11 protein-coding genes, 2 tRNA genes and 3 rRNA genes are annotated in these 18744 nt (G+C 57.7%); 12 read left to right on the forward strand and 4 right to left on the reverse strand.

Annotated elements, in window-relative coordinates:
• The first annotated feature begins 54 nt into the window (after positions 1-54).
• From GSQ73_RS04270 to GSQ73_RS04280, 3 genes are all read left to right on the forward strand, one after another.
• The gene (locus GSQ73_RS04270) at positions 55-825 is read left to right on the forward strand and encodes an exodeoxyribonuclease III (RefSeq protein ID WP_158881291.1); all 771 of its coding nucleotides are present in this window, start codon (positions 55-57) and stop codon (positions 823-825) included.
• A complete protein-coding gene (locus tag GSQ73_RS04275; protein WP_158881293.1) occupies positions 815-2086 on the forward strand; it encodes an MFS transporter in 1272 nt (423 codons plus the stop codon). Before GSQ73_RS04270 ends, GSQ73_RS04275 begins: the two co-directional genes overlap by 11 nt.
• A 99-nt stretch (positions 2087-2185) precedes the next feature.
• Positions 2186-2497 carry a hypothetical protein gene (locus tag GSQ73_RS04280; RefSeq protein ID WP_158881295.1) on the forward strand — a complete coding sequence of 104 codons (312 nt, stop codon included), beginning with the start codon at positions 2186-2188 and terminating at the stop codon, positions 2495-2497.
• On the opposite strand, the gene GSQ73_RS04285 is transcribed toward GSQ73_RS04280, so the two are convergent.
• Both GSQ73_RS04285 and GSQ73_RS04290 read right to left on the reverse strand, forming a co-directional pair.
• Positions 2443-3597: an anhydro-N-acetylmuramic acid kinase gene (locus tag GSQ73_RS04285; RefSeq protein ID WP_158881297.1), complete on the reverse strand. Its 1155-nt coding sequence runs from the start codon at positions 3595-3597 to the stop codon at positions 2443-2445. The two genes, GSQ73_RS04280 and GSQ73_RS04285, sit on opposite strands and share 55 nt — an antisense overlap.
• Positions 3598-3599: 2 nt before the next feature.
• Positions 3600-5042: a peptidoglycan DD-metalloendopeptidase family protein gene (locus tag GSQ73_RS04290; RefSeq protein ID WP_158881299.1), complete on the reverse strand. Its 1443-nt coding sequence runs from the start codon at positions 5040-5042 to the stop codon at positions 3600-3602.
• A gap of 183 nt (positions 5043-5225) precedes the next feature.
• Between GSQ73_RS04290 and tyrS the strand changes: the two genes are divergently transcribed.
• The 7 genes from tyrS to GSQ73_RS04325 all read left to right on the forward strand — a co-directional run bounded on the left by tyrS (position 5226) and on the right by GSQ73_RS04325 (position 12957).
• On the forward strand, positions 5226-6437 hold the full coding sequence (gene tyrS / locus GSQ73_RS04295) for a tyrosine--tRNA ligase (RefSeq protein ID WP_158881301.1): 1212 nt from the start codon (positions 5226-5228) through the stop codon (positions 6435-6437).
• 405 nt (positions 6438-6842) lie between these two features.
• Positions 6843-8387, forward strand: a 16S ribosomal RNA gene (locus GSQ73_RS04300).
• A gap of 104 nt (positions 8388-8491) precedes the next feature.
• A tRNA-Ile gene (locus GSQ73_RS04305) sits at positions 8492-8568 on the forward strand.
• A 19-nt stretch (positions 8569-8587) separates the two neighbouring features.
• A tRNA-Ala gene (locus GSQ73_RS04310) sits at positions 8588-8663 on the forward strand.
• 212 nt (positions 8664-8875) lie between these two features.
• A 23S ribosomal RNA gene (locus GSQ73_RS04315) occupies positions 8876-11759 on the forward strand.
• Positions 11760-11876: 117 nt separating this feature from the next.
• A 5S ribosomal RNA gene (rrf, locus tag GSQ73_RS04320) occupies positions 11877-11990 on the forward strand.
• The 16S, 23S and 5S rRNA genes sit together here with 2 tRNA genes alongside, the layout of an rRNA operon.
• Before the next feature lie 283 nt (positions 11991-12273).
• Positions 12274-12957 (forward strand): rhomboid family intramembrane serine protease, encoded by a 684-nt coding sequence (locus tag GSQ73_RS04325; protein WP_158881748.1) that lies wholly within the window; start codon positions 12274-12276, stop codon positions 12955-12957.
• Here the strand turns inward: GSQ73_RS04325 and GSQ73_RS04330 are convergent.
• Both GSQ73_RS04330 and GSQ73_RS04335 read right to left on the reverse strand, forming a co-directional pair.
• On the reverse strand, positions 12946-13701 hold the full coding sequence (locus GSQ73_RS04330) for a glutamine amidotransferase (protein ID WP_158881303.1): 756 nt from the start codon (positions 13699-13701) through the stop codon (positions 12946-12948). The two genes, GSQ73_RS04325 and GSQ73_RS04330, sit on opposite strands and share 12 nt — an antisense overlap.
• 25 nt (positions 13702-13726) lie before the next feature.
• Entirely contained in the window at positions 13727-15550 is a 1824-nt protein-coding gene (locus GSQ73_RS04335; RefSeq protein WP_158881305.1) for a GspE/PulE family protein, read from the reverse strand.
• Positions 15551-15646: 96 nt separating this feature from the next.
• On the opposite strand from GSQ73_RS04335, the gene glyQ reads away from it, so the two are divergent.
• Both glyQ and glyS read left to right on the forward strand, forming a co-directional pair.
• A complete protein-coding gene (glyQ, locus tag GSQ73_RS04340; protein ID WP_158881307.1) occupies positions 15647-16558 on the forward strand; it encodes a glycine--tRNA ligase subunit alpha in 912 nt (303 codons plus the stop codon).
• Positions 16551-18698 (forward strand): glycine--tRNA ligase subunit beta, encoded by a 2148-nt coding sequence (gene glyS / locus GSQ73_RS04345; RefSeq protein WP_158881309.1) that lies wholly within the window; start codon positions 16551-16553, stop codon positions 18696-18698. Before glyQ ends, glyS begins: the two co-directional genes overlap by 8 nt.
• Positions 18699-18744: the final 46 nt, after the last annotated feature.

Raw genomic sequence — 18744 nt, forward strand, 5'->3', positions numbered from 1 at the left:
GCCGATGCCTGCGGTCCGGGTTGATATGATCGCCCATCACTGTCGGGAGACTCCATGCGCATCATCAGCCTCAACGCCAACGGCATACGTTCTGCGGCCAACAAGGGTGTCTTCGAGTGGTTGCGCGGCCAACAAGCCGACGTGGTCTGCGTGCAGGAAACCAAGGCGCAGGAAGACCAGCTGAGTGACCCGATGTTCCGTCCGGACGGCCATCATTGCTTTTATCGCGATGCCAGCAGCAAGAAGGGTTACAGCGGCGTGGCCATCTATGCCAGGCGCGAGCCGGATGAAGTGCGCACCGAGCTGGGCTGGGACGCGTTCGACAACGAAGGCCGCTACATCGAGGCACGCTTCGGCAACCTCAGCGTCGTGTCGCTGTATGTTCCCTCCGGATCCTCCGGCGACGAACGCCAACAATTCAAGTTCAAGGTGATGGAGTGGATCGAGCCGATCTTCGACCAATGGTTGAACAGCGGACGTGACTACGTGATCTGCGGCGACTGGAACATCGTGCACACAAAGAACGACATCAAGAACTGGAGCTCCAACCAGAAGAACTCCGGCTGCCTTCCCGAAGAACGTGCATGGCTGGACCTGTTGTTCCAGCAGCGCGGCTGGATCGACAGTTTTCGTGCGCTGAAGCCCGATGCGGTTGAGTACACGTGGTGGTCCAACCGCGGCCAGGCGCATGTCAACAATGTCGGTTGGCGCATCGACTACCAGGTAGTCACGCCATCGTTGCGCGATCGTCTTCAGGCATGTTCGGTGTATCGCGATCAGCGCTTCTCCGACCACGCGCCGTACGTCGTCGACTATGCCGACTGATCTTGGCGATGCGCCGGCGCTCGATCCGCGCTTGCCGGGTCGAGAATGGCGCGTGCTCAGCATCGGCTTGCTGGGATTCGCTTCCGGCCTGCCGCTTGCGTTGTCGTTGGGAACCTTGCAAGCGTGGTTCACCACTGCAGGAATGAGCCTGAAGGCAATCGGCTGGATCACGCTGATTGGCCAGGCCTACGTGTTCAAGTTTCTGTGGGCGCCCTTGCTCGATCGCCTGCCGTTGCCGTTTCTTGGCCGGCGTCGCGGCTGGATTTTTCTGATGCAGCTTGTTTGCGGCGCGGCACTCATCGGCATGAGTTTTTTTTCGCCGCAGGGCGCCGGCAGCACGCTGGCATTTCTGGCTGTGGTGCTGGCGTTCGGATCGGCGACGCAGGACATCGCGTATGACGCGCATCGCACGGATCTCCTACCGCCTGCTGAACGCGGCTGGGGTACCGCGTTTTCACAGGGTGGTTACCGATTGGGCATGCTGGTATCCGGTGCGCTGGCGTTGACTTTTGCGGATCATTTTGGATGGACCTGGGTCTATCGACTGATGGGTGCGTTGATGCTCGTGGCGACGCTGGTTACTGCGTGGTCACCAGATGCGCCAGACGAGCAACCTGCACGAAGTTTCGTCGACGCGGTGATTCAGCCCTTCGCGGATTTTTTCCAGCGTTACGGTGCCTTGGCTCTGGCCTGGCTGGCGCTCATGGTTCTTTACAAGCTGTGCGACGCCTTCGCGCTGTCGCTCTCGACCACGTTTCTACTGCGGGTTCCGAAATTCTCGCTCACCCAGATAGGTACCATCAGCAAGATATTCGGCCTCGTTGCGGGATTCCTGGGTGCGTTGGCCGGCGGCTGGATCGTCACGCGCATGCGCCTGTTTCCTGCATTGCTTGGTCTGGGCGTTGCCCAGGCATTGGTCAACCTTCTTTACATATGGCTGGTTCGCAGCGGGCCGGACGTCTACGCGATGGGCACGGTGGTATCCGTCGAATATTTCGTGAGTGGCATGGGCAGCACGGCGTTCGTGGTGTTACTGACGTCGCTGTGCAATGTTCGTTTTTCGGCGACCCAATACGCGCTGCTTTCTTCACTCTCAGCGGTGGGTCGCGTGTTTCTGGGCCCTCTTGCCGCGTGGCTGGTGCCACAGGTGGGGTGGTCCAGCTTCTTCGTGATTACGGCCTTGTCGGCTATCCCGGGTTTGCTTCTCGTCATTGCACTGCGCGGCGCCATTCATCGCGCCGAACTGGCAAGGCCGCGTTGATAACAGAGACACGTTCACGAACCTGACACGGCAATTTTTTCAAAGCCGGGACAGGTTGGTGAGAGTATAAAGTTCGAGCGTAACTACTGAGTGGCATCTATGCCTGACATGGTCGTGCAGCACGTTGAAGGTTTGCTGGTCGAGCGCATCAAGTCGCTGGCCAAGGAGCGCCAGTGCTCGGTCAACGACGTGCTGTTGAACGCCTTGCGCAATGGCCTGGGTTTGTCGGCCGCGCAGGAGTTCAGTGAAAGCCTGCGTGATCCCCAGGCGTTGACGGTGCTCAGCGGCCATTGGGACAGCGAAGAAAAAATGGTTTTTCAGGAAGCGCTGCAGGCGCTCGCGAAAACGCGGCCGACTCAGTTGGCGCCGGAGAGCATACGCTCTGACGATACGAACGACTTCGACGAATAGATCGCACCGAGCACACGTGGCCCGCGCGCGCCCGTGACAGCGGGCAGATTGCCGGGAAGTTCCAGTACTCGCTGACGCGCAAGCCAAGCGAACGCCGTGGCTTCGAGAAAATCCGGATCGACGCCGTAGTGCCCCGTGCTGCGCAGCAATCGCCCGGGAAGCAACGCTTCCAGTCGGCGCACCAGCGCCCCGTTGTGCACGCCACCACCGCAGATCAACACCTCGTCAGCCAATGGCGCATGTTCGACAATGGCGGTGCTGACACTGCGAGCCGTCAATTCCAGCAAGGTGGCTTGCACATCGGCAGGAGACAGCAATGCAAATCGCGGATGCGTGGTCAGCCATGCCAGGTGAAAATGTTCGCGTCCGGTACTTTTCGGCGGTGAAAGTGCGAAATAATCGTCGGCCAGCAGCGCGGTGAGCAACGCTTGATCGACTTTTCCGCTCAGGGCGAATACACCATCACGATCGAATGGCTCGCCACGATGGCGAAGGCACCACGCATCAAGCAAACCGTTGGCGGGACCGGTATCAAAACCCAGAACGCCGCCATCCGCACCGAGTACGGTGATATTGGCAATGCCCCCCAGGTTCAAAACGACGCGTGTGTGCCCGGATCGCGCCAGCAGCATGGCGTGCAGCGCAGGCAGCAATGGTGCGCCCTGCCCGCCCGCGGCAACATCGGAGCGCCGGAAATCGGCGACCACATCGATATGGCAGCGCTCGGCGATGACGGTTGGATCGCCGATCTGAAGCGTGAAGGGATAATCGCCGCCGGGTCGATGGCGAACGGTTTGTCCGTGCGATCCAATCGCGCGAACGTTCCGCGACGGCGTATTGCTCTCCTCAAGCAGCGCCAGCGCGGCGTCGGCAAAGCCATGGCCGATTTCGACGTCCAGACGGCCAAACGCATCTAGGTCGAGCGAAGCTTCGCCCTGGGCAATCGCCAGCATGCGTGTGCGCAGGGAATCGGGCCAGGGATGGCTGTGAACAGCTACGGGATGAGGCAGCGCATCGGCGAAATCGACGAGTACCGCGTCAATACTGTCTACGCTGGTACCGGAAATCAGGCCAAGGTAGAGCGTGGCAGTCGCGCTCACGCTCAGTTGTCGTTGTTGGCCGGTGCGTTCACGCGCGCCAGTTTCATGCGGTCGTCAAGCTCGGTAAGGCGCGCCATCTGCGGCTTCACTACCTGCGACTTGAAGCGGGCAAGTTGCACCGAAGGCAGCGGCTCAGGCTGCGGCAAAGTCACGGTCTGCGGATTACGCTGCGTGCCGTTGACGCGGAATTCGTAGTGCAGATGCGGGCCGGTGGCGAGACCGGTCATGCCGACGAACCCAATGACCTGGCCCTGCGTCACGTGCTGACCGATGCGTTCGTTGGCAAAGCGCGACATGTGGCCATACGCGGTACTGATCGTGTTGTTGTGCTGGATGATCACGAAGTTACCGTAGCCGTTCATCCAGCCACGAAACTTGATCGTGCCATCGCCGGCGGCGTGGATGGGCGTGCCCGTAGGCGCGGCGTAGTCGACGCCTTTGTGGGCACGCATGAGTCCGAGAATCGGATGCAGGCGTCCAGCGCTGAACGTCGAAGAGATACGCGTGAAATCGACCGGAATGCGCAGAAACGATTTCTGGATTGGACGTCCATCTTCGCTGAACCAGCCGTAGTTGCCGTCTGCTTTCTTGAATCGGTAAGCGGTGTAACGCTTGCCTTGGTTGATGAATTCGGCAGCGATGATGTTGCCTTCACCGAAGCGGACGCCATCACGATAGAGATCATCGTAGATCACGGTAAAACTGTCGCCGACACGCAGGTCCTGCACGAAATCGACGTCGTACTTGAACAGATCGGCCAGCTTGCCAACCATCGCCGCATTCATGCCGGCCTGATCACCGGCAGCATAAAGGCTGCTGTTGATGACGCCGTGCGCTACCTGTTCGCGAAGATCGAGGTCGCGCTTTTGCACCGCCACTGTGGCATTCGCCTTATCGAGCCGGATGGTGGCGCGGTTGCTGTCGTCCTGGTCGAAACGAAAGCCCTTCAGATTGCCGCTGCTGCCGAGCAGGAAGTCGAATTCTTCCCCGGGCCGAATGTTGTGCAGCGCTGTCCTCGCATTGCCGGATGCGTCCATCACCTTCTGCAAGTCGGTCATGCTGAGACCGCGGCCGGTGAAGATGTCCGAGAGTGTTTGGCCTGGCTGTACTCGCACAACCTGCCAGTCGTCGACCGTCGGCAAGGGTGCGCTGATGGCGGCTACCTTCGGCAAGGCCAGCGGAAGAATCGAATGCGCTTCCGGCACGACAACAGGACGCATGGCACTCGCCCACGCAGGCATGATGAAACCGGAAAGCAAGGTGATTAGCAGCGCGGTGCCGGCGAGCACCCAGCGTTCGCGATGCCAGTGGATCGGTTCGACATCTCCCGAACGGTTGAACGACCAATGCGCACAACTTTCGTAGAAATGGGAATGTCGACGCTGCGCCTTGCGGCAGATGGCTTGCTTGCGCGCAGAACGCGCCCCCTGAGTTTCTTCAGCCATGCCGTCTGAGCCCCGCAGTACAAAGTAACAAACAGGTCGTACCATAACGATCATGTGCAGAGGTCGTCAACGCCTTTTCCATCAAGGGTTTGCGCGACATTGTTGGTTAACGCACAATTAACGCTGGCGGCACGCTCGTCATATTCGACCGTGGTCCTTTCAACATTATCCAGAGAGAAATGCATGAGCGAGCTTGAGCAGGCGCTGGCGACGATTGCGCGCGGCGCCGATGAAATCATCAAGCGCGAGGATCTGGCAGAACGACTCAAGACAGGTCGGCAGCTGCGGATCAAGGCCGGGTTCGATCCGACCGCGCCGGATCTGCATCTGGGCCACACCGTTCTTCTGAACAAGATGCGCCAGTTTCAGGACTTGGGGCATCAGGTGATTTTCCTGATCGGCGACTTTACCGGCATGATCGGAGATCCCACAGGCAAGAACGTCACGCGAAAGCCATTGACTCGCGAGGATGTACTGGCGAACGCCGAGACGTACGCCGAGCAGGTCTACAAGGTGCTGGACAAAGAGCGCACCGAGTTGCGCTTCAATTCTGAGTGGTTTGGTTCGATGTCCGCGGCGGACATGATCAAGCTCGCCGCGCAACACACCGTGGCGCGCATGTTGGAGCGCGACGATTTCACCAAGCGATATGCAGCGCAGCAGCCGATCGCGATCCACGAGTTCCTTTATCCGCTGGTGCAAGGCTATGACTCAGTAGCGCTCAAGGCCGATGTCGAGCTCGGTGGCACGGACCAGAAATTTAATCTGCTGATGGGGCGCGCGCTGCAGGAGCATCACGGACAGCCACCGCAGATCGTGCTCACCATGCCTTTGCTGGAAGGGCTCGATGGCGTCAACAAGATGTCCAAGTCCCTCGGCAACTACATAGGCATCAACGAGCCGGCCATCGACATCGTCACCAAAACGATGAAAATCGGCGACGAGCTCATGTGGCGCTGGTTCGAGCTGCTCAGTTTCGACACATCGTTGGACGACATGGCTCGGATGAAGGGCGAGATCGCATCAGGGCAACTCAATCCGCGTGATGCCAAGTTGGTGCTGGCGCGAGAGTTGGCGACGCGTTTTCACGATTCATCGGTGGCAGAGCAGGCGATTACCGGTTGGCATGCCGTGGTTCGTGGCGAGGGCGACACATCTTCATTGCCGCTCACCGACATCAAGGTAAGTGCGGAAGGAATGCGCCTGCCATCGCTGCTTACTGCAGCGGGAATCACCGCGAGCAACTCCGAAGCCAACCGCAAATTGAAGGAGCGTGCGGTTCGCATCGACGCCGAAGTCGTGGAAGACACGCAGCGCATCTTCCACGCAGGCTTCGAAGGTGTATTGCAGGTAGGCAAGCGAAATTTTGCCCGCGTGCGCCTCACGTCCGAGTGAGCGGTGCACGAGCACGAAGCATTGTTGTGAAGAAAACGCTTGTGCTTTTTTCCACACCTCGTATGATGCGCGGCCCACTGTCGCCCAAGCGTCGTTTCGGCGGGGGTCGATGTTCTTGGAAAGCTTTCGAGAGTGTTGACGGCCACTAAAAACGATATAGAATGGGCGGCTCACCCGGGACGAAATGTCTTGGGGCGTCATCGAGGAATCGGTGACAAGTGGTTGATCTTTGACAGTGTGCGCAGGTGAATTGTGTGGACGTCTTGCGATGGAGGGTTACGACCTGTCCAAATAAATGCAAGCGTCCCACCAAGTAAAAAGTCAGTAATGAGTTTTGATTGGTTGGGAACTAACGCTTCGGAAAGATAGATGGCTGAGTCTGCAAGGACGAGGTTGTCGAAAACTTAAGTGAAGAGTTTGATCCTGGCTCAGATTGAACGCTGGCGGCATGCCTAACACATGCAAGTCGAACGGCAGCACAGCAGAGCTTGCTCTGTGGGTGGCGAGTGGCGGACGGGTGAGTAATGCATCGGGACCTACCTGAACGTGGGGGATAACGTAGGGAAACTTACGCTAATACCGCATACGTCCTACGGGAGAAAGCGGGGGATCTTCGGACCTCGCGCGGTCAGACGGACCGATGTTCGATTAGCTAGTTGGTGAGGTAATGGCTCACCAAGGCGACGATCGATAGCTGGTCTGAGAGGATGATCAGCCACACTGGAACTGAGACACGGTCCAGACTCCTACGGGAGGCAGCAGTGGGGAATATTGGACAATGGGCGCAAGCCTGATCCAGCAATGCCGCGTGTGTGAAGAAGGCCTTCGGGTTGTAAAGCACTTTTATCGGGAACGAAATACCACGGGTTAATAACCTGTGGGGCTGACGGTACCCGAGGAATAAGCACCGGCTAACTTCGTGCCAGCAGCCGCGGTAATACGAAGGGTGCAAGCGTTAATCGGAATTACTGGGCGTAAAGGGTGCGTAGGCGGTTGTTTAAGTCTGTTGTGAAATCCCCGGGCTCAACCTGGGAATGGCAATGGATACTGGACAGCTAGAGTGTGTCAGAGGATGGTGGAATTTCCGGTGTAGCGGTGAAATGCGTAGAGATCGGAAGGAACATCAGTGGCGAAGGCGGCCATCTGGGACAACACTGACGCTGAAGCACGAAAGCGTGGGGAGCAAACAGGATTAGATACCCTGGTAGTCCACGCCCTAAACGATGCGAACTGGATGTTGGTCTCAACTCGGAGATCAGTGTCGAAGCTAACGCGTTAAGTTCGCCGCCTGGGGAGTACGGTCGCAAGACTGAAACTCAAAGGAATTGACGGGGGCCCGCACAAGCGGTGGAGTATGTGGTTTAATTCGATGCAACGCGAAGAACCTTACCTGGCCTTGACATGTCTGGAATCCTGCAGAGATGCGGGAGTGCCTTCGGGAATCAGAACACAGGTGCTGCATGGCTGTCGTCAGCTCGTGTCGTGAGATGTTGGGTTAAGTCCCGCAACGAGCGCAACCCTTGTCCTTAGTTGCCAGCGAGTAATGTCGGGAACTCTAAGGAGACTGCCGGTGACAAACCGGAGGAAGGTGGGGATGACGTCAAGTCCTCATGGCCCTTACGGCCAGGGCTACACACGTACTACAATGGTCGGTACAGAGGGTTGCAATACCGCGAGGTGGAGCCAATCCCAGAAAGCCGATCCCAGTCCGGATCGAAGTCTGCAACTCGACTTCGTGAAGTCGGAATCGCTAGTAATCGCGGATCAGCTATGCCGCGGTGAATACGTTCCCGGGCCTTGTACACACCGCCCGTCACACCATGGGAGTGAGTTGCTCCAGAAGCCGTTAGTCTAACCGCAAGGGGGACGACGACCACGGAGTGGTTCATGACTGGGGTGAAGTCGTAACAAGGTAGCCGTATCGGAAGGTGCGGCTGGATCACCTCCTTTCGAGAAAGACAGTCGCGAATTCTTCATTCGCAAGACGTCCACACAAGACACCTGCACATCCGCATGTTAACCAAGCATGCTGGCCTGAACGGCCCAAGTTGTATGGGTCTGTAGCTCAGGTGGTTAGAGCGCACCCCTGATAAGGGTGAGGCCGGTGGTTCGAGTCCACCCAGACCCACCATTATTCCAAGGATTTTCTTGGGGCCTTAGCTCAGCTGGGAGAGCACCTGCTTTGCAAGCAGGGGGTCGTCGGTTCGATCCCGACAGGCTCCACCACTTGGTGCTGCATGAAAGCGGCGGATGTGTTGCACACAAAAGATTTGAAATCATCCGGCATTGAGGCCGGCGTGATGTTCTTTGAAAATCTGTAAACGAGTGACAAGCGTCTTGGTTCGAACCGAACCGAGACAAGTGTTAAGGCAAGTAACGAAGTGGTTTGGACATGATTCTGTAAAAGGGATCGGCCCCGAGGCGACTTGGGGTTATATGGTCAAGCGACTAAGCGTATACGGTGGATGCCTTGGCAGTCAGAGGCGATGAAGGACGTGGCAGCCTGCGAAAAGTGTCGGGGAGCTGGCAACAAGCTTTGATCCGGCAATGTCCGAATGGGGAAACCCACTCCGCAAGGAGTACTGCATGGTGAATACATAGCCATGCAGGGCGAACCCGGGGAACTGAAATATCTAAGTACCCGGAGGAAAAGAAATCAACCGAGATTCCCTGAGTAGCGACGAGCGAACGGGGACTAGCCCAAAAGCACATTATGTTTTAGTCAAACGGGATGGAAAGCCCGGCCATAGATGGTGATAGCCCAGTCGACGAAAAGACATTTTGTGTGAAATTGAGTAAGGCGGGGCACGTGAAACCTTGTCTGAACATGGGGGGACCATCCTCCAAGGCTAAATACTACTGACTGACCGATAGCGAACTAGTACCGTGAGGGAAAGGCGAAAAGAACCCCGGAGAGGGGAGTGAAATAGACCCTGAAACCGTATACGTACAAGCAGTGGAAGCCCTTAAATGGGTGACTGCGTACCTTTTGTATAATGGGTCAGCGACTTACTGTCAGTGGCAAGCTTAACCGTATAGGGGAGGCGAAGAGAAATCGAGTCTGAATAGGGCGCATAGTCTCTGGCAGTAGACCCGAAACCGAGTGATCTATCCTTGGCCAGGTTGAAGGTGCGGTAACACGCACTGGAGGACCGAACCCACATCTGTTGCAATAGATGGGGATGAGCTGAGGATAGGAGTGAAAGGCTAAACAAACTCGGAGATAGCTGGTTCTCCTCGAAAGCTATTTAGGTAGCGCCTCGTGCGAATACTGTTGGGGGTAGAGCACTGTTATGGCTAGGGGGTCATCGCGACTTACCAAACCATGGCAAACTCCGAATACCAACACGTACTACACGGGAGACACACGGCGGGTGCTAACGTCCGTCGTGAAAAGGGAAACAACCCAGACCCGCAGCTAAGGTCCCAAAGTCATCGCTAAGTGGAAAACGATGTGGAAAGGCATAGACAGCCAGGAGGTTGGCTTAGAAGCAGCCACCCTTTAAAGAAAGCGTAATAGCTCACTGGTCGAGTCGGTCTGCGCGGAAGATTTAACGGGGCTAAGCGATGCACCGAAGCTCGGGGTGTGCACATTTATGTGTACGCGGTAGAGGAGCGTTCCGTAAGCCTGTGAAGGTGGATTGTAAAGTCTGCTGGAGGTATCGGAAGTGCGAATGCTGACATGAGTAACGATAATGGGGGTGAAAAGCCCCCACGCCGAAAGCCCAAGGTTTCCTCGCGCAACGTTCATCGGCGCAGGGTGAGTCGGCCCCTAAGGCGAGGCAGAAATGCGTAGTCGATGGGAAGCAGGTTAATATTCCTGCACTTTTCTATAGTGCGATGTGGGGACGGAGAAGGTTAGGTCTACCAGGCGTTGGTTGTCCTGGGGAAAGGCGGTAGGCATGGGTCTTAGGCAAATCCGGGACCCTTTATGCCGAGCACCGAGACGAGCCCTATTGGGCGAAGTGACTGACACCACGCTTCCAGGAAAAGCCACTAAGCTTCAGCTATAGAAAAACCGTACCGCAAACCGACACTGGTAGGCAGGGTGAGAATCCCAAGGCGCTTGAGAGAACTCGGGTGAAGGAACTAGGCAAAATGGCACCGTAACTTCGGGAGAAGGTGCGCCCTTTGACGTGGTCACATGCGTGACTGAGCGTTGAAGGGTCGCAGTAACCTGGCCGCTGCGACTGTTTATCAAAAACACAGCACTCTGCAAACACGAAAGTGGACGTATAGGGTGTGACGCCTGCCCGGTGCTGGAAGGTTAATTGATGGGGTCAGCCGCAAGGCGAAGCTCTTGATCGAAGCCCCAGTAAACGGCGGCCGTAACTATAACGGTCCTAAGGTAGCGAAATTCCTTGTCGGGTAAGTTCCGACCTGCACGAATGGCGTAACGACAGCGGCGCTGTCTCCACCCGAGACTCAGTGAAATTGAATTCGCTGTGAAGATGCAGCGTTCCCGCGGCAAGACGGAAAGACCCCGTGAACCTTTACTATAGCTTTACACTGAACGTTGAGTTCTTCTGTGTAGGATAGGTGGGAGGCTTTGAAGCGCAGACGCCAGTTTGCGTGGAGCCAACCTTGAAATACCACCCTGAAGTGCTTGACGTTCTAACCTAGGCCCGTAATCCGGGTCAGGGACCGTGTATGGTGGGTAGTTTGACTGGGGCGGTCTCCTCCCAAAGAGTAACGGAGGAGCACGAAGGTACGCTCAGCGCGGTCGGACATCGCGCACTGTGTGCAATGGCATAAGCGTGCTTGACTGCGAGATCGACGGATCAAGCAGGTACGAAAGTAGGTCATAGTGATCCGGTGGTTCTGTATGGAAGGGCCATCGCTCAACGGATAAAAGGTACTCCGGGGATAACAGGCTGATACCGCCCAAGAGTTCATATCGACGGCGGTGTTTGGCACCTCGATGTCGGCTCATCACATCCTGGGGCTGTAGCCGGTCCCAAGGGTATGGCTGTTCGCCATTTAAAGTGGTACGCGAGCTGGGTTCAGAACGTCGTGAGACAGTTCGGTCCCTATCTGTCGTGGGCGTTGGAGATTTGAGGGGGGCTGCTCCTAGTACGAGAGGACCGGAGTGGACGTTCCGCTGGTGTTCGGGTTGTCATGCCCATGGCATTGCCCGGTAGCTATGAACGGAAGTGATAACCGCTGAAAGCATCTAAGCGGGAAGCACGCCCCAAGATGAGATCTCCCGAGAGCTTGACTCTCCTTAAGGCACCATCAAGACCAGGTGGTTGATAGGTCAGGTGTGGAAGTGCAGCAATGCATGGAGCTAACTGATACTAATGAGCCGTGAGGCTTGACCATATAACCCCAAGACGCTTCGTTCCTTAAGCACGATCCCGATTCGTATTCACCTCGACGCTTGTCACTCGTTTACACCCTATGCGGAACTGGCGCACACAGCGCTGTTCCCACCCCTTCCCTGGCGGCCATAGCGGCGTGGTACCACCTGATCCCATCCCGAACTCAGAAGTGAAACGCGCATGCGCCGATGGTAGTGTGGCTTTGCCATGCAAGAGTAGGTCACCGCCAGGGGCCTTACACCCAAACCTCCACCGCTCGGTGGGGGTTTTTTTTATGGCTAGTGATTGACCTGAGGCTTCTCAGAATGGGGCGGCTACAACCCAGCCATACGCGCAGCCATGGAGCCATCCTCGTGATCGAATGTGCATGAGTGTGTCGATTTTCTTGATTGCCGACTTTGCGCATGCCGCCTTGCTGCAAGAACCGCCTCTGTTGAGCGGTAGATGGCGGGCTAAAAGAAGACTTCTATCGCAATACCCTATGATCATTTAACACCCTGAAGTTGGAGCGCATGTTGTTCGTCCACGTTGAAACACGCAAGCGGCCACGATGGCACTGGGCGACACTTTTGATAGTGACGTTATGTGTCGTGTGCTTTGTCGGCTTGGCGTTGACGCCGACGCCACAACGTCTATCACTCTTGCTGGAATGGGGCACGGTTCCAGCCAATGTTTTCAATGCGCACGAAGCATTGCTGCCGCAGCTGACGGATCCAGCGTTACTGCGTTTGTTTACCGCGCTGTTCATCCACGTCGCTTGGCTGCATCTGCTAAGCAACCTGCTCTTTCTGGTCATTTTCGGTTTGCCGGGAGAGCGTGCACTGGGCTCGCTGAGATTTCTTTTACTATTTATTCTTGGCGGCATCGTCGCCAATCTGATCGGGGCGCTGTCGCTCGCAGGTGTACGATTGCCGATTATTGGATGCAGCGGAGCCGTATCGGCGGTCGTGGGCACCTATGTAGCATTGTTCCCACGGGCCAAGCTCGGCTTGGTACTTCCGCTCGGGCTTTACATGGAATTCGTTCGAGTGCCCGCGTTCTTGCTGATCGGCATATGGGTTCTCTTGCAGCTGCTATTTAGCTACGTGGGACCTAGCTACGGCGCGTATGTATGGTGGGCACACATCGGCGGATTTCTTTTTGGGGTCGTGTTTGCGCTGTTTTCGCGCGAGCAGATAGCGCGTCGCTTACGAGGCTGAAGCAGCAGGCGATACGTGCATGCTGCAATCTAGCCATCCGCAATGGCTGGCGAAAGCCTGCAGCAATCTGCGCGCAACCGGCGTTGCAGCGACCGCCTTGAAGATCAGCGCCGGATCCGCGCCCTCACGCCGCATGTCCGTGCGTTTGCGATGAATGTAGGCGCGCATGATGTCGGCATTGAATTCAGGATGGAACTGGGTACTGATCGCGCGCGATCCATAACGCAGCAATTGATGTGGATCACGCGATGAACGCCCAAGCACCGAAGATTCGCCGGGACGTTCGATCACACTTTGCTCGTGCGTCGTATGGGCGCGAAAAATGATTGGAAGCCGGGACAGCAGCGGATCTCTTTCATGCCCCTGAAACATCTCGATGGATTGCGTACCGATTTCACGGCCGCCGGGTAGATAGTCCACACGGCCACCCAGTGCATGCGCCATCAATTGATGCCCATAGCAAACGCCGAACAACGGCAGATCGATGTCCATGGCATCACGAATCCAGCCCGCCGTGCGTTCACTCCAGGGCAGTCGCTCGGTCACCATCGATGCCGAGCCGGTGATCATCGCGCCTGCAACGTCGCGAGGCGGCGGCAAGGTTTCCCCTGCTGTGACATCGATCGTGCGCAGATATCGAAGCGGCAGCTTGGTACTGATCCGAAACCAATGCGGAAAATCGCCATGCCTTGCACGAATGGGATCCGGCGCGCGGCCAGTCCGGATGATCAAAATGGGTTTCATCAAGTTGCGAACGATCAGGCAGGCGTCAGGGCTGAGTGTCGTCGAATGTCTCTATCGGTGGCAACACGGTCAAAATTTCCTGCACCGTCGTGAGTCCGGCAGCCACTTGATCGGCTGCGGAAATGCGCAGCGGTCGCATGCCTTCGGTCAGTGCCGCCTGACCGAAATTTCCCAGATCGAGTTGCGCGGAAATCAGCGAGCGTAAACGTGGCGACACCTTCATCATTTCGTAGATGCCGGTGCGACCCATGAAGCCCGTGTTGCGACATTCGAGACAACCGAGCGGCTTGAAAACCTTCTCGGGCACGGGGAGTGACCAGCCATGCGTGAGTACGGTCCACTCTTGCGGATCCTGCGTGGCTTCCTGCTTGCAATGGGGGCAGAGTGTTCGCACCAAACGCTGCGCCACCACACCGGTCAAGGTGGACTGGATCAGGTAATGCGGCACGCCAAGATCAAGCAGTCGCGTCACCGCGCTCGGTGCGTCGTTGGTGTGCAACGTGGATAGCACGAGATGGCCGGTCAGCGAAGCCTGCACGGCCATCTGCGCTGTTTCCAGATCGCGAATTTCGCCCACCATGATGATGTCCGGATCCTGTCGCAACAGCGTTCGCACGCCTGCCGCGAAATCCAAGTCGATCGCCGCATGTACCTGCATCTGGTTGAATTCCGGCGAGACCATTTCGATGGGATCTTCGACCGTGCAAACGTTGAGCTCCGGCGTGGCCAGGTGCTTCAGTGTGGAATACAGGGTCGTTGTCTTGCCCGAACCTGTTGGCCCTGTGACAAGCACGATGCCGTGCGGGCGCTCCACCATGCTTCGCCAGTTGGCGTCTTCGCCAGCGGAAAATCCGAGCTGCGCGAAATCCTTGACCACCAGGTCGGGATCGAAAATGCGCATCACCACTTTTTCGCCGAACGCCGTGGGCATGTTGGAGATGCGCAACTCGACTTCGCGACCCAGTGACGAGCGCGTCTTGATGCGGCCATCCTGCGGCCGGCGCTTCTCGGCCACATCCATGCGCGCGAGAATCTTGATTCGCGCCGTCACGGCCGTCATCACCGGCGACGGCAGTTCGAACACCTTGTGCATGCGTCCGTCGATACGGAAGCGCATCGATCCGGTTTCGCGCCTTGGCTCCAGGTGGATATCCGACGCGCGTTGTTCGAATGCGTACTGCAGCAGCCAGTCGACGATGTGCACGACGTGGCGATCGTCGGCACCGACTTCGCCAGTCTTTCCCAGTTCAACCAGCTGCTCGAAGTTGAGAATCGCCGATGACGCGTCGCTGCCAAAGGCCTTGGCGTCCTGCGCCATCTGGATCGAACGTTGAACGCCGTAGAACTCCTGCAGATAACGATTGATATCGATCGGGCTCGACACGACGCGCTTCACGTCGCGACGAATCATCTGCGCCAAGTCCGTAGCCCATGCGGCATCGAACGGCTCACAGGTTGCGAAGGTGACTTCGCCGGGCGCGACAGCAACGGGTAGGATCTTGTGACGCTGCGCATACGCGTGACTGACAACCTGGGTCACGCTCGATGCGTTGATCTTCATCGGATCGATCTTGAGATACGGCAGGCCGGCATGGCCTGCGAGCCACTCCGTCAACGCTTCAAGTCTCAAAGGTCGGCCAGGTTCGCGCTGATTGGGCAGCTTGGAATTGGCGATCAAAACGAGCGGATGCAATTCGACCACGCTGCGTCCGGCGCGCGCGCCCATTCGAACCTGTTTGGCATCCTCCGCAAGCAGAAAACCGTCGACGACCAGTGCCGCCAGCAGATCGTCCAATTCGAGTCGGCCTCGGCGACCAAGCAAGGATGCAATTTGAGGTGAAGCGGCCATTCCCGTGATGTCCCCCATCGTGCTGTTGCTCGCCCGAACCGGTAGGAAAGCAAGCTGCAGCTATACTAACGCGCTTATCCACGGTCACGGAAAACCATGTCCGCGCGAACTTTCCAGGACGTCATTCTGACGCTCAATCGCTATTGGGCAGCCCAAGGTTGCGTGCTGTTGCAGCCGCTCGACACTGAGGTCGGCGCGGGCACTTTCCACCCCGCGACATTCTTGCGCGCGCTCGGTCCGGAGCCTTGGGCGGCAGCCTACGTGCAGCCGTCGCGCCGTCCGACGGATGGCCGCTATGGCGACAATCCGAATCGCTTGCAGCATTACTACCAGTACCAGGTCGTAATGAAGCCCAACCCCGAGAACATCCTCGATCTGTATATCGGATCGCTGAAAGAGCTCGGGCTCGATCCGCTGGTGCATGACCTGCGCTTCGTGGAGGACAACTGGGAATCGCCCACGCTTGGTGCGTGGGGCCTGGGTTGGGAGGTCTGGTTGAACGGCATGGAAGTGACGCAGTTCACGTATTTCCAGCAGGCTGGTGGCCTTGAATGCCGGCCGGTGACCGGCGAGATCACGTACGGACTCGAACGCCTCGCGATGTATCTGCAAAACGTGGACAACGTCTACGACCTGATCTGGACCGATGGTCCGCGCGGCACCATCACGTACGGTGATGTGTTCCACCAGAACGAGGTGGAACAAAGCACTTACAACTTCGAGCACGCCAACGTGCCGGAGTTGCTGCATTGGTTCGACGTCTGCGAAGGCGAAGCGAACAAGCTCGTCCAAGCCAACCTGCCACTTCCCGCTTACGAACAGGTCATGAAGGCGAGCCACACATTCAATCTGCTCGATGCGCGTCGCGCCATCAGCGTGACCGAACGCCAGCGCTACATCCTGCGTGTGCGCGCGCTCTCGCGAGCTGTCGCAGAAACCTATGTGGCGCAGCGCGAAAAACTTGGTTTTCCCGGCCTCAGGAAAATGAAGGAGGCCGCCCATGGCTGAGCACAAGCCGTTACTGATCGAGCTCGGTACCGAAGAGCTTCCGCCGAAATCGCTGGATGAATTATCGGCAGCTTTCCTGCGCGGCATTTGCGATGGACTGGGCAAACTCGGCATTCGTGCGGATGTCGATCAGGCGAAAGCGTACGCATCTCCGCGTCGTCTCGCGGTACACATTCCGGAGGTGGCGACGACGCAGCCTGAACAGGTGATCGAACGACGCGGCCCGGCGCTGAGCGCGGCGACCGACATGGAGGGACAACCTTCCAAAGCGCTGATTGGATTCGCTCAGTCCTGCGGCGTGGATGTCGCGCAGTTGCAAAAGCTCGAGACCGACAAAGGCAGTTGGTACGTGTGGCGCTCGGTCAAACCCGGTCAGTCGGTTGCCGCACTATTGCCCGATATCGTCGCCGAGGCGCTCAAGTTGCTGCCGATTCCACGGCCCATGCGCTGGGCCGATCACGACTACAACTTCGTGCGACCCGTGCACTGGCTGGTCATTCTGCACGGCGCAGAAATTGTGGACGGCGAAGTGCTTGGATTGCAAAGCGGGCGCAAGTCACGCGGCCATCGCTTCATGCACCCCAAGCCAGTGCATGTGGCCGATGCCGATGGCTGGCTGGATGCAATGAAGGCGGCGAAAGTCTTGGCTGATCCCTCGGAGCGCAGGCAGCGCATTCGCGACCAGGTCGCCTTGGCAGCGAAGGCGACCGGCGGCGTTCCTCGCCTGGACGAAGCGCTGCTGGACGAGATCGCCAACCTCACCGAGTGGCCGATGGCGATCACGTGCACTTTCGATCGTGCATTCCTTGAAGTTCCGCCTGAGGCTCTGGTCACCACCATGGTGGCGAATCAGAAATTCGTGCCGGTATTCGATGTGGCCGGCAAGCTGACGGAGCACTTCATTGGCGTTGCCAATATCGAAAGCAAGGAGCCGTCCGAAATCCGAAAAGGCTATGAGCGTGTGATACGACCACGTTTTGCCGACGCCAAGTTTTTCTGGGACGAAGACCTGAAGACGCCGCTGGATGCCTATCAGGAGCAGCTCAAGCAGGTGACCTATCAGCAGGCGCTGGGCAGCCTGTGGGACAAGAGCGTACGCGTTGCGGAACTGGCGCGTATTATCGCCAACCGCGTGGGTGTCGATGCAGCCTTGGCAACGCGCGCAGCTTCTATCAGCAAATGCGATCTGCTGACACGCATGGTGGGCGAATTCCCCGAACTTCAAGGCACCATGGGTCGTTACTACGCGGCGCATCACGGTGAATCAGCCGAAGTTTCCGACGCTCTCGATACGTACTATCAGCCACGTTTCGCGGGCGATGCCATCGCCGCCGACAAGCTGGGTCAGGTGCTTGCGGTGGCCGAGCGACTCGATACGCTTTCCGGCATCTTCGCCGTGGGCATGAAGCCGAGCGGAAATAAGGATCCGTTTGCGTTGCGTCGAGCCGCGCTTGGTCTCGCGCGCACCCTGATCGAGGGTGGTCTCGACCTCGATTTGCGTGGCAGCTTTACTGAATCACTGGAGCTGCTATCCGATACCGCGATCCAGTCGGGACTCAAGCCAGGCAAGGATGGCAAACTACCCGCGTTGAGTTCCGGCCAGCGACGGACCATGTTGGTCGACGAGCTTTATGATTTCGTGTTCGATCGCCTGCGCGGTTACTACGCAGAGCAGGGTTTCGAAAATGCGCAGTTTGAGGCCGTTCTCGCAGTGCAGCCAAATAGCCTGGCGGATTTCGATCGTCGTCTGCGCGCCATCGCAGAATTTTCCCGACGACCGGAAGCGGTGAGCCTTGCAGCGGCGAACAAGCGAGTCGCAAACATCCTGCGCAAACAGGCGGATGAGGTCGGTGTAAGTACGCTCCACGTTGCGGTTGATCCCGCTCGGTTCGAGACGGGCGCCGAGCACGAATTGGCGCAAGCGCTGTCGGCGGCGCAACGGGATACTACTGCGGCGCTTTCTGTCGGAAATTACGCAGCGGTGCTCGATCGCTTGGCAGAGTTGCAGGAACCCGTCGATGTCTTTTTCAACAACGTACTGGTAAACGCCGACGATCCAGCGATACGAGCAAATCGACTGGCGCTGCTCAGTCAGTTGAAGGCTCAGTTTGGTGCGATCGCCGATATTTCCCTTTTGTAGAAACGACGTCGGGACCCAACAAAAAAAGGCGGCCTCCTGGCCGCCT

This window comes from Rhodanobacter sp. L36 (assembly GCF_009765755.1).
Taxonomy (GTDB): Bacteria; Pseudomonadota; Gammaproteobacteria; order Xanthomonadales; family Rhodanobacteraceae; genus Rhodanobacter.

Coding starts and splice junctions, on each gene's coding strand:
- GSQ73_RS04270 (WP_158881291.1), top strand. CDS start 55: ATGCGCATCATCAGCCTCAACGCCAACGGCATACGTTCTGCGGCCAAC.
- GSQ73_RS04275 (WP_158881293.1), top strand. CDS start 815: ATGCCGACTGATCTTGGCGATGCGCCGGCGCTCGATCCGCGCTTGCCG.
- GSQ73_RS04280 (WP_158881295.1), top strand. CDS start 2,186: ATGCCTGACATGGTCGTGCAGCACGTTGAAGGTTTGCTGGTCGAGCGC.
- GSQ73_RS04290 (WP_158881299.1), bottom strand. CDS start 5,042: ATGGCTGAAGAAACTCAGGGGGCGCGTTCTGCGCGCAAGCAAGCCATC.
- tyrS (WP_158881301.1), top strand. CDS start 5,226: ATGAGCGAGCTTGAGCAGGCGCTGGCGACGATTGCGCGCGGCGCCGAT.
- GSQ73_RS04330 (WP_158881303.1), bottom strand. CDS start 13,701: ATGAAACCCATTTTGATCATCCGGACTGGCCGCGCGCCGGATCCCATT.
- GSQ73_RS04335 (WP_158881305.1), bottom strand. CDS start 15,550: ATGGCCGCTTCACCTCAAATTGCATCCTTGCTTGGTCGCCGAGGCCGA.
- glyQ (WP_158881307.1), top strand. CDS start 15,647: ATGTCCGCGCGAACTTTCCAGGACGTCATTCTGACGCTCAATCGCTAT.
- glyS (WP_158881309.1), top strand. CDS start 16,551: ATGGCTGAGCACAAGCCGTTACTGATCGAGCTCGGTACCGAAGAGCTT.